This window comes from Paenibacillus sp. FSL F4-0087 (assembly GCF_038020215.1).
In the GTDB taxonomy this organism is placed as follows: Bacteria; Bacillota; Bacilli; order Paenibacillales; family Paenibacillaceae; genus Paenibacillus; species Paenibacillus taichungensis.
This window is the reverse complement of the sequence record NZ_JBBODJ010000001.1, coordinates 4,707,174-4,720,068: the sequence shown is the minus strand read 5'-3', so window position 1 is coordinate 4,720,068 and position 12,895 is coordinate 4,707,174. Positions and strand designations below refer to the sequence as shown.

Below are 12,895 nucleotides of genomic sequence, written 5' to 3'. Positions count from 1 at the left end.
CCCCGTTGCAGTTTCCATACGGAAGTCTGCTGTCGCGGACGTCTAACCAGGATTATTCCTGATCAGACGTCCGCCGGGGTGCTTACAAAAGTTTGTCGGCTTAACTGTAGTATAACAACAGGATGAACCTGTATCTGTGAGCTATCTCACTCAACTCTCACAACGAGTATATAAATGAGTCTCAAACCACCAAACCTCAATCCATCAGGAGATTCCCCTTAGGATCAAACTTTAGTAATTGGTTTATGAGGAGAGGAGATTAATCTCAATTTGTAATCATTCAATCGTATGTGTTCTGTTTCAAATCCCTATAATGTTTCCAATACTACGCGAGAGCCAGCTCCGGCTTCGCCAGCTGGAATAACTACAAGTTTACGTGGCAAGCGTGCTCGCAGCTCCGGAACGTGACTGATAATGCCGACGGCAAGACGGTCATCATGCAGTTTTTCTAATGATGTAATGACGGTATCCAGCAATTCAGGGTCCAATGTGCCAAACCCTTCATCCAAGAAGAAGAATTGCAGCGGGTACTGACCGCGCAGCTGAATCTGGGCAGACAGAGCCAGGGCCAGTGACAACGAAGTCAGGAACGTCTCTCCGCCGGACAAGGTGGATACCGGACGTTTAACCCCACCGTTTGCATCATCACAGATGACAAAGCCCCCACCTGAATCCACCTCAAGTGAATAACGTTGTTTGGTCAGGAAGCGCAGACGCTGTGAAGCAGCCTGACTAACCTGCATCAGTTGTTCTTCTGCAATATACTCGACAAACGCATTACCTCTGAAAGCTGCTTGCAGTTTGCTAAGCATCTCACCTTGTCGGCTCACTTCTACCCGTTTGTTCTCCAGCTCGGTCCAGCGAACGTGTCGCTGCTGCACATCTTCCAGATCCCGTTCTGCACGCGCCTTGGCTCTAAGAGCCGCTTCATCCTCTGCACGAGACTGCTGGAGTCGCTCTGTGCATGCCAACCATTGTTCCTCGGATACAACGACTCCGCCCAGTTTTTGTTCCAGCTCACGAAGTTGGGATGCAAGCTCACGATCACGTTCCCGATGCTGCTGAATTTCCGCTGCCAATCGCTCGGCTTCTTGGGACGGAATCGCCGCTTCAACAACCGCATCTTCAGTATCAAACGGGGATTGCTCCAGCAACTTCTTCCAGCGTTCCTGGGCCTGCTGCAAATGCTCTGCTGCCGAGGCTGCTGCTTGATGAGCCATGACATCCTTCTTGGCCGATTCCTGTTTCAAGGCATCCGCTTCCTTGAAACGCTGTGCTGAATCGGCAGCAATTTTCCGCAACCCATCCAGTCGAGTCTGGGCCGCAGCAATCAAATCCTCGACCCGTTGCTCACCAACCCATTGGCGCAAACGTTCTTCCTTCTCGGCGAGCTGTTTGCTGTTTCCTTGCCATTCCGTTTGCCACTGAATCAGCTGTTTGTCCAACTCAACCAGCTTCTGCTGGAGGGACTGTACCAGCTGTTCCTTTTCCTCAAGGAACGTCACGCTCTTGTTCAGCCGTTCCTTGATATCTTCTGCGAGCGCGTCGCGCTCCTGCATCGCCTGGTGAAGGGCCATGGCCTGCTCTTGAGCGATGCCTGGCAGTTCCGCGGCCCAGCGGCCGTGCAATGCGGCTGCGGCGGCCTCACTCTCGGCCAACCGGCGCTCCGCCTGGGCGAGTCCGGCTTGGCCGGCCTCCTGCGCAGCAGCCGCTTCCATGCGGCGCTGCTGCGCGCCTACAGCCGCCTGCTGCAACGCGGCGGCTTCCGCTTGCAGCGGCGCTGCGTCAGCGGCCAGCGCCCGCGCGGCTTCGCGCAGTGCGGCGGCACGCTCCGCCCAGACCGCCGGGGAGCGCCCGTGTACGGGCGAACCGGCGGGCTCCGGCTCAGCAGCCGCAGGCGCGGCCTCGGCTGCGGCCAGGGCTTCGCCGGCCGCAGCGCCAAGCTGCGTCAGCAGGCTGCGACGTTCGTGCAGCTGCTGGCGCAGCCCAAAGCGCAGCTCCTGCAGCTCCGCGTGCAGGCTGCGCAGCAGTTCCAGGTCCGCATCGCCTGCAGGCGGACCTTCTCCCGGCGGCGCAGCCTGGAGCGGGTGGTGTGCGGAGCCGCACACCGGGCATGGCTCGCCGTCGCGCAGCTCGGCGCGCAAGGCGGAGGAGAGCCGATGCAGCTCCTGCTCACGCATGGTTCCGCGCAGCTGCTCCTCTGCCCTTGCCAGCAGGCTCTGTTCGCGGCCAATGTCCCGTTCACAGGTAAGCAAGGCCTCAAGACCCGTTGCCGCCTGTTTAATCAGATGCTGACGCTGTTCACTCAGACGGTTCTCTTCCTGGGCAGCCAGCTTCAGCCGTTCTGCCCCCTGAACAGCCGACTGCTTATTGGCTTCCATCTCAGCCTTGTTCAGGCGCAATTGCTCCGCCGCAGTATCTAGACGATGCTTCAATTCCAGTGCAGCCTGCAGCTGTCTGCGTTCTTCGGACTTCACTTCATTCGGCTTCAGGCTTTCCTGTAATTCTTCCCGCCGTTTGCGGCCACGCTGCTGTAGTTCTTTTTCCTTCTCCAGCTGTTGTCCGATGACACTCTGTTCAGCCTGTCCTTTGTCCAAAAGCTGCTTAAGATGGGTACGATCCTCTCGTAGTCCGTCCCGTTCCCGTTGCAACTCCTTGGCCTGTTCCAGCTGTTCCAATCGAAGCAGCAGCTTGGGTTCTTCCTCAGCCATCTGTACACGTGCCTTCTCGGCCTTCTCGGCTTCCAGTACAGACATCCGTTCATGTTCCACGGCTTGCTGGTGAGCAATCCCGGCTGCATCCTCACGTAACTTCTGCTGTGCTGCTGCGTCACGCATCGTCTGCAATGAAGGGAGTATTGCGTCTGCCGCTCCGGCCACTTTCATCCGTTGTTCCCCAGCTTCGATCTGTGGTGCACGTGCTTTCAGCTTTTCGTGTTCCTCCATACGACCCTGGCGTTCATGACTTAACTCACGGACTTTGCCGAGCTGCTCGGCTTCCTTCATCGCTTCATCAAGCGTTTTGCGTGACAATTCAGACTGTTTCACAGCAGCTTGAAGAAGAAGCTCCGTTTCCGCCAACGTCTCTTTGCTCGCATTCCCAAGCCCCTGCTGCTCGGCAGCCAGTGACTGATGAACCATATCATTGTCCTTCACCCGCCGACTGAGCTTGATGGCAAGCTGATCTCCATACTTCTCCAGATGAAATAAACGTTGCAGCATCTGCCGTCGTTCACTGCCTTTCAGGGACAGAAACTCAGCGAATTTACCTTGTGGAAGCACAACGGCTCGCGTAAAATCATCCATTTTCAACCCAATGACATCTTCAACGCATCGGTTCACGTCTGCCAGTTTATCAGCCAGCACCTGTTCTTCTCCGTTGACGGTCTCAATGAATTTGCTGATGGTGTTGCTCACCGAAACCTCATTGTTTCGTTTGAAACGTCGTTCCACCCGAAATCTTCTTGTGCCTTCTGCCGAGACAAGTTCAAATGTAAAAGCAACGGACAATGAATCTTCAGCGTGATTCATGATTCCCTGGGTACCGTTAACCGCACGTTCCACTTTTCCGTACATCGCCAGCGTAATCGCGTCGAGCAAAGAAGATTTCCCACTGCCTGTAGGACCAAAAATGCCGAACAGTCCCGTTTCTGTCAATACGGTAAAATCAATCTCCTGAGTCTCACGATAACTTTGCAGACCTGCAACTTTCAATAAAATCGGCTTCAATTTCCCTCGACCTCCTCACGCATACCCGGCTCGTCCTCATCGACGAGTTCCAGGAACAGTTGAACCAGACTGTCTTCAGGTAATGCCCCACCTGTCTGACGCTGATAAAATTTGCGGAAAAGCTCATGTACGGGAAGCTCGGATCGTTGCTCCAAAAGCCCTGCGGCTGCCATCTCGGGGTACACCGGACGAATATGGATGATCCCGTCATGCGACTTACGAAGCTGCTGGATTTCTTTCAGAGACATGGCGTCATCCAGCCATACTTCCATATCAATAAAAGCCTGAGGATCACGCCCTTCATCCAGCCAACGATAAACCTCAGCCAGACCGCCACGCGCCTTCCAACGCACAAGTGGACGTCCAGAGGTCAACAGCACTTCTTCCAAGTTTGCGCCCCCCCCCGGTGCCAAATCAACCATGGTGACGGACTTACTCTGCCCCGCTTCGGAGAAACTGTAGGCCAGTGGAGAGCCACTATACCGTATCACACCATCCCCTTTAACTGCCTGTGCACGATGAAGATGCCCCAGTGCTGTATATTGCGCCCCTGTTGACAATGCAGAAGGGTCAACCGTATAGGCCCCTCCTACCTGAATGGGACGTTCCGAATCACTTTCCACTCCGCCCAGAACATAAATATGACTCATTGCCAAATTCACCGTATCCGGACGAAAAGAAGCAGCCAGACGCTGCATTAACATGCCAACCCGACGGCTGTATGCCTGGCGAAGCACATTCTCGTCCCCATCCGTTGTCAGCAGTTCATTCAGTCGCGCTTCAGAGGGGTATGGCAATGCAGCAATCTGCGCAGTCTCTCCAGTTCGCTTTGCATGGATCGTAACTGCTTCTGAAGTAGGCATACCTACAAGTGTAATTCCCTGCCTGTTCACAAGCGGGGTCACCGAAGCCACTCGCTCCGGCTGATCATGGTTCCCGGCAATCACCACAAGTGGTCTTCCTTGTTCTGTCAGTCGCGCCGCGGCCTCATAAAAAAGCTGTTCCGCCGATGCAGGCGGATTTACAGAATCATACACGTCTCCAGCCATCAATATGGCATCTGCCTGCTGCTCATCCGCGAGTCGAACAAGCTCATCCACAAAATCCTCCTGCTCTCGCAGCCGGCTCCGTCCCTCCAGCGTTTTCCCCAGATGCCAGTCCCCTGTGTGCAAAATACGCATCGTCCGTTCAACCCCTCTCTCATGCAAAATCCGATGATACAAATTCCATCCGGCCGTTTTAAAATTTCACTTTATAGTTTCACAGCAAGTCCGCCATCAAAAAAGTACAACCACTTCCGGTCGACTTTCCGACCCAGAATATCTTCAATAGCCCGGCCATACAGCTCCAGCTGAAAACGATAGTTTTCCGTCAGTTTGTCCAGTCCACCGCGATGCTCCAACACCCGGTCTGTCTTGTAATCTAGCAAAATAAGCTCGCCATCCACCTCATACAGGCAGTCAATAATCCCCTGTACCAGCACCATTTCATTTTCTAGTGATGCCTGCATCTTACCGTCTTCCTCCAACGTTTGAATCCCTGCATCTGGTGACAGACTTTGAAGCCATTCAGCAGGAGAATGATGTGCCGGAAGTCCATAAATAAAAGGAATCTCCCGTTTCACCCACTCCGCACGCAACAATTCTGTCCCAGGCTCTGTATTGAAGAATTCGGCCAGTTGATCAGACTCAATAACCTCTGCTTGATGGGGGAGCAAAATCTGGAGCTCAACTAACCGCAAAAGTGTCTGCTCAACGATTTGTGAATCAATGGGTGAACCATCTACAGGAAGATGCTGCATCAACGTATGATACACCGTTCCCCGCTCGGCTCCAGTCAATTGTTTTTCCTCCATGAATTTGGGACGACGTAGATGCAATTTAAAGGACGATCCTTCATCCTTCACTTCACGGCCCTCATAATCCACAGAAGCCTCAGATTGTTCTTCAACTTCCTCCATCATCTGTAAAGACTGATGGTCTTGCATGGCTAGCAATGTTTTTAGTTCGGTAACCGATGTACTGGCAGCTACTTGCGTTGCTGCTTGATGAGGATACATCCATGAAAGCCGTTTATCAACTTCCCGAAGCAGCTGTAGACCCTCTTGCTCACCTATTGTAAATACAGCTTCCTCACTGATGTCTCGTAGTGTTGCATCTTGTGTATCCTCGATCATCTCTTCTTCAGTGGAGGAAGGAAACAGCTCCACAGGCTGAACTGCTTTTAGGGCAGCAATTCGATGTTTCCGCACTTCTGTCATGCCGTCTTCTTCACCAAGCGTCTGATCCACAAATATTTCCCGGGATACTTGATCAGCAGAAATGACAGAAATAGTCCAGCGTGATTCATCATTCACAAGACAGGCAGCATATGAATCAGCGCCTCCCGCAAGTTCACGCAGCAAAGCTGCGTCTGGATGTCTCATCAGGGATGGACCGATCCAGTCCAGATAACTACGTCCTGCTGCAAGCAGATAGTCAGGCAATACCCGTTCCGGACTGTCTTTAATCTGAGACCATGCCACTGCCTTTTTAACAACATCTTTCACCGTACCGACCAAAATCATTTTCTCTTTTGGGCGGGTCAAAGCCACATAGAGCACCCGCATCTCTTCGGCAAGCAGCTCAAACTGGGCGCGACGACGAATCGCCAGATTCGCCAAGGTTGGATAGGCAACCCGATTCTCACGATCAACAAACCTCGGGCCAAACCCCAGCTCCTTATGCATCAGAAACGGCGAATTCAGATCCTGCTGATTGAACATTTTGGATATGCCCCCGACAAAAACAATAGGGAATTCCAAGCCCTTACTCCGGTGAATCGTCATGATGCGTACCGCATTGTCCTGCTCACCAGAACCACTTGAAACGGTGCCAAGATCTCCCCCGTTCTCACGTAGTCTGGATACATAGGTCAGGAAGCGGAACAACCCACGATTAGCCGTTGCCTCCTCATATTGCCGAGCGCGATCATACAGAGCCTTCAAATTACTTTGACGCTGTATGCCTCCCGGTAGGCCGCCAACCCAGACCAGATAACCCGTTTCCCGGTACATTCGCCAAATGAGTTCACTCAGGCTGCCTTGTCTGGCTTCAAGCCGCCACTGTTCCAACTGACGCATAAAGCGAATTAACTTTTGTTGCAGCTCTGTGCTGGTACCGTTGTCCCTATCCGCATCGTCGCTTATACGTCCACCCATACTTGCATCTATACCAGCATCCAGAAGCTCATCTGTATCTGCATGTACAGAGGATTCATGTGTACGTTCGATAACTTCTGCTTCGGCGGATACTGCCGACTCCCGCTGCCCCTGTTCCATTTCTGACCAGACTTCGGGCCATTGCAGCTGGATTGCAGATGAATCCGGATTCGAAACTTTCTCACCATGCTGCCCGACAACATTTAACGAACTATTGAATGCTCCTGTAGCCGATACAACAGCATCATAGAAAGACTGTCGCTTGTCCCCAAGGCGAATCTGAGCCAGTTCCTCTTCATCTAGTCCGACAATCGGCGAACGAAGCACGGAAGCAAGCGGAATATCCTGCCTTGGATTATCCACAATCTGCAGCAAGGACAACATCACTTCCACTTCCGTCGCCTGGAAATACCCTTTGCTTTGCTCCCCTCCGGCAGGAATACCCTGCTGTCTGAATTCCTCAATCATGAGTGGAGCCCACATCAGGGCAGAACGAAGCAAAATAACTATGTCTCCGTAACGCGCAGGTCGCATGGATTTGAGGGCTTTATCATAAACGTTAAGGGCTGGTTTATCCGTATCTCCAACCATTTCACGAATACGTCGAGCCATGGCCCGAGCCTCCAGCTGGGCGGTTTCGAGCTCGGCACTCTCCAGCTCGGCAGAAGGCAGAGCATCTCCATTCTCGTCCGTGCTTTCCGTCAGATCAGGTCCTCCGCCTTGACGATCAATCAGCATAAGTTCAGGTGTGTATGCCTCATCCCCAAGCGTCTCTGCCGGGAAAGTAGCCCCATAAGCGAGCTGCGCCCGTTCATCATAGGCAATCTCAGCTACCCCTTCATTCATGAGCTGCTTGAATAACATATTGACCGAGTGGACTACTTCTGCACGACTGCGGAAGTTACGCGCAAGATCAATACGTCTTCCTGCATGCAATGACTCTTTCTCTCCGTCCACTTCCATATCCGAATTCGCTGCGTATTGACGATACTTGTTCAGAAACAGACCGGGTTCAGCCAGACGAAAACGGTAAATACTCTGTTTTACATCACCAACCATGAATCGATTTCCTGGATTTTCTCTGGAAATCAGTCTGACGATATCTTCCTGCACCGTATTAGTATCCTGATATTCATCCAGCAGCACTTCATCGAAACGTGCCCGATATTCCATTGCCGCATCCGAAGGCATCGATAGCTCAGGAGTTGAATCCTCATGGCGCAAAATATGAAGACAGTAATGCTCCAGGTCACTGAAATCAACCTGACCGCGTTCCCGCTTGGCCTGTCGATATCGCTCTCCAAATGCACTGACCAGCTTGGACAATTCCTGCATTAGTGGTGCCGCCTGCTCCAGCTCCTGCCAGAAAGAAAACGCACTTCTTCCAAACAATGACCCTTTCAGATCCGTAACGGCTTTTTTCGCAGCCTCACGCAGTTCCTTGACCTGTTCTTGTAACCCCGGGTCCGTCTGGTCCTTTTTGCAAGGCTTCAGCTTGCCAAAAGATGCTGGCTGAAACACTTCAGGCAATCTTTCCCACGGCATGACCTCAACAGCTGACAGAAGCTCTTCGACCATTGCCAAATCTTCTTTTAATGTATCTGCATAAGGTTTCGGACCTTCCGGCTGCATAGATATGCTGATTCCTTGACGCAGCAGACCAGCCGCACCACTTAGGGCAAGAGCCGCATCACGCAAAATACTCTGAACCCATGCAGAATGCCCAAGTGCCTCGACACTTTCCACCTGAAAAGCAGATGCCATCTCCGCAAGCCAATGATCCGGCCAGGAATGACTGCGTGAGAAATCATACAAACGCTGCACAAGTCGATGCATGGCATCATCGTTTCGTTCCCCACTGAACCAATCCACCAATTCGCGGAATGTACTGCCTTCATCTTCTTCCCCATACTTTTCCTCAAACAACTGCTCCAACAATTCCTGCCGCATAATCTCGGCTTCATTTTCATTCAGAATCCGGAAAGCCGGGTTTAGCGGAATTTGCTGATAATAACGACGAATGACCTCCATACAGAATGAATGCAGTGTCGTAATGGATGCCCGCCCAAGTAGTGAAAGTTGTTTGCGCAAATGTTCTTCGGCAGGCTGCTCTTCAAGTGCACGTTCCAGTGCTTCCCGTATCCGCTGCTTCATCTCCGCCGCAGCAGCTTTCGTAAATGTTGCAACCAGCAAACGATCTACGCTGAATCCGCGGGAAGGGTCTGCAATCTTACGAATAATCCGTTCAACCAATACGGCCGTCTTCCCGGAACCCGCTGCAGCAGCAACCAGAATGTCTTCCCCACTCTGTGAGATGGCACTCCATTGGTCATCACTCCAGAAGCTTCCCTCCGGTTTTGGCATAATCGTCATGATGTTTCCCCTCCTTTGTCATGAGACAGCATGTCCCAGATTTGCTGTTTGCCCGGTTTAGACAACAGATTATATTCATTGCCTTCGATATTTTCATCAAATTGACAGACTGGCTTGTACGGACAGAAGGTGCATGCAACCTCCTGCTGGATACGGTAAGGTTCAATCGCCACATCCCCGTCCGTAATCCGGGTGCCAATCTCACGAATATTACTGCGAACTGAAGCAAGCAAGGTATCCCATTGTTCTGGCGTAGCTACAGCAGCGCTGCTATAAAAACTGCCATCTGCCTTAAGCGCAACCGGAATAATGGCCGAATAGCCTTTGTCCAAGGTATTGTCCATTTGAGCGATCGCATCCCGGTCCGCGAGTAACAAGCCCTTCATTTTAAACCGTTTCAGTAGTTCTTGTCCTGCCTGCTCAGAAGTCATGCCATTCGCCGATTGAAGCAACGGATTATGCACATGGAAATAGAGTGTTCCTCCAGGCATAGCCGATTCTCCAAGCCACTCCTCGGCAGCACTAAGCAGTACCTCCAGGTACGTGAGCATCTGTAATGACAAGCCATAATACACCTCATGCAACTTGAGATCGGTCTGGCTCGATTTGTAATCAATGACCCGCAGCAGCAGGCCATTCTCTCCTTCAGCCACATCCACACGGTCGATCCGACCCACGATCTCCATCACACAGCCATTTTCCAATTCAAAACGAAGGGGTGGCAGGGGTTTACCTGGCCCAAAATCAAGCTCCAACCCAATCGGTTCAAAGCTTCCCCGTCTGGACTGTTCACCCAGAATAACGGACGCCCTGCTAACGATATCCTTCAGCTTCCGGAAGATGTAACCATACCGTTTGGTACTAAGCAAAATCTCTCCCTGCAACTGTGGTGCAATCTGCTCCACGGTGTGCTCCGCTTCCTTCCGACATTCATCTGGAGACAGACTGCCCCAACTACGATTCTGCTCACGCAAACGTATGGCAAGCTGACTCAAGGCTGCATGGAACAATTGTCCAATATCAGGGGCTTGCAAGCGGTACAGCTGGCGCTCTTTCAAGCGCAGCCCGTGGGATGCAAAATGGGAGAACGCACACGCCACAAAACGCTCCATCCTGGAGACACTGGTCCTTACCTCTGTGCCATATAATCTACGGCTAGTAGCCGTACGTAGAGGTAACGCCCGATTGCGATAAAAGACCGATCCAAGCAATTGTTTCAGCTGAGGTCTGCTCGTCTCCCGAGAGACATGCCAGTTATAGATCGCCCACCACATTTCAGGAATATCTTCTCCACGGCGCCATCTGCGCAATTGTCCGATGAGATAAGAGAGGCTCTGACCAGGATGGTTAACATAAGACCAGTGTATCTCTTCAGCATCCGTAACCGGCGGCTGGGCAAGCAATGGCTGCTCATGCAGACCGAACATCTTCCGTACATGTCGTACAATTTCCGAGGGCAGTAATGTTTTCCCTTCATCATCTGCAACAGGATAACTCAGCCATAACTGCTTGCTCGCCGCTGTCAGGGCGGTATAGATCAGAAAGCGTTCATCCAGCATTTGTCTTGTTGCTCCCGGCCCAAGCCCCAGTCCTCTCTCTGTCAATAACAGCCGTTCCTGCTCAGTTAATACACCATCATCCTGAGGCACAGCAGGCAGTTCACCATCTACTGCACCCAGAATAAATACGTACTTGATACCCTGAAGACGTGTACGATCCATCGATCCAACCAACACTTGATCAAGCGCTGGAGGAACAAGTCCCAGCTTCAGTTCGGTTAATCCGGTCTCCATCAGCCCAGCAAATAGATCGATATCCAGCCGTTCGGCCCCCATCATATCAACCATCTGATCTAATAGATCTAGAACGGCACCCCACATTTGACGATGCTCTCTCGAACGTTCCGGATCACCCTGGGCTTTGGCTTCTGCAGACATCTGATCCAGCTTCCAAGGAATCTCAGCATCTTCCAGTAATCTGTAAAGCGCCGCACATTGGTCTTTAGCTGTCTTTGCCTTGCTCATTCGTTTCTCAAAAGCACCCAGTGGATCAACAATCACTGTACGGCATTTTTCCATTAAGGACAGCATCTGCTCCCGGCCCCTGCTGCGGACATCCTGATCGTTGTCTTCCAAGGACAGGCTGGGTACATACTTCCATGGCTTGCCATCTGTCCAGCGGTATCCGTGAATTCCGCAAGCTAATATATAATTTTCGAGCTGGTCCATATCTTCACGTGTAATGGAACCGCCCCGTGGAAGCAGCAGATCCGTTTTCACACAGCGAAATACATCCTCATAACGCCAGCGACGGCGAACGATATCGAGTGCTGAACGAATGAATTCCGCTAATGGATGATGTAGTTCATTTCTTCTCCGATCCAGAAAGACAGGCACGCCATAGTCCCTGAATAGGGGCTCAGCAATGTCGGCATATGTATCCAACTGACGAACAAGCACTGCCATATCTCGATAACGCGCACCTTCATCTTGCGCCAGACGACGCATCTCACGAAGTGCTCCTTCCATTTCAGCCCGGCGGTTCTCAGCGGCGTATAGTCGGACACCTGCATCACGCCCCTCACTCTTCCAGCGAACTCTGCGATCAAAGCCAGCCTCCAAATGCGCCAGTCCAGGACTGCCCTCATATCTCGGCAAAACTTCCGGTTGAAGCACGGTTGTCTCATTAAGGACACCCAGATCCTCGGCCATGCCTTTGAGACGTGCGTATGCACTCGCTGTGGGATGGAACAGCTCCAATTCTGCTGGAAGTGCACCGTGATCGTAAGCACGATCCAAAGTCAATGCAATTGTAACGGAAGAAGCTTGCAGCATCAATTTTCCTATGACACTCATTTCCTGCGGAGTAAATCCCTGAAATCCATCGATCCAGATCTGTGCATCTTGCAGCAACGTGCTCTCCGGCAACCGCTCTGTCAGTTCAGTCAACGTGTCTTCATCATCGATATATAGTTCGGTTAATTCCTTTTCATAATCACGGTATATAAGTAGCAAGTCATGCAGCTTGTCTCCCAGAATCGGTGCAGAAGAGGAAGTATTCCATGCGGAAAGTCCTTCTTCAAGTGAAGTGGGGTCAAGTTCATAACGTTTAAACTCACTGTATAAATCATTTAAGTCTCCTATAAATCCCAGCTGGCTGCCTGATGCTCCAAACAACTTCAATTCTTCCTTACGACGCTGAAGCACTTTGTAGAGCAGCATTTTTTTGCCTTCAGCCCCAATGGGAATACGTGCAGAACCACCTGCCTCCTGCATTACCCGATAGGCCAATCGGCGAAAACCAAGCACTTCAGCACGCATGGTACCTTTAATAGCCCCTGAAGATACAAGTGACTGTTCAGTTCGAAACGAACTCTGTTCCGGGACCAGAAGAATCAGTGGTTTACCTTGTGGTTCCTTTTGAAGCAGGGATGTGATTTCCCGGGTAATCAGCGCACTCTTACCGCTGCCTGCCCGGCCAATAACAAAGCGTACGGACATGTTTAATCCTCCAAACCATCACGAACAAGATTTTAATTCCCAGTATAACATATCTGACTTGGTTCGGAACATACGTTTGCCACTATCCGGCAATT

4 protein-coding genes are annotated in these 12,895 nt (G+C 51.7%); all 4 read right to left on the bottom strand.

Annotated features, from left to right (window positions below; translation table 11 throughout):
• Window positions 1–308: 308 nt before the first annotated feature.
• Window positions 309–3,728, bottom strand: a complete 3,420-nt coding sequence (locus MHB84_RS21640) for an SbcC/MukB-like Walker B domain-containing protein (RefSeq protein WP_076288084.1) — start codon at window positions 3,726–3,728, stop codon at window positions 309–311.
• The gene (locus MHB84_RS21635; protein ID WP_076288083.1) at window positions 3,725–4,909 is read right to left on the bottom strand and encodes an exonuclease SbcCD subunit D; all 1,185 of its coding nucleotides are present in this window, start codon (window positions 4,907–4,909) and stop codon (window positions 3,725–3,727) included. Before MHB84_RS21635 ends, MHB84_RS21640 begins: the two co-directional genes overlap by 4 nt.
• A 71-nt stretch (window positions 4,910–4,980) precedes the next feature.
• A complete protein-coding gene (gene addA / locus MHB84_RS21630; protein WP_076288082.1) occupies window positions 4,981–9,300 on the bottom strand; it encodes a helicase-exonuclease AddAB subunit AddA in 4,320 nt (1,439 codons plus the stop codon).
• Entirely contained in the window at window positions 9,297–12,800 is a 3,504-nt protein-coding gene (addB, locus tag MHB84_RS21625; RefSeq protein ID WP_076288081.1) for a helicase-exonuclease AddAB subunit AddB, read from the bottom strand. The genes addA and addB overlap by 4 nt, the downstream gene beginning before the upstream one ends.
• Window positions 12,801–12,895 lie beyond the last annotated feature (95 nt).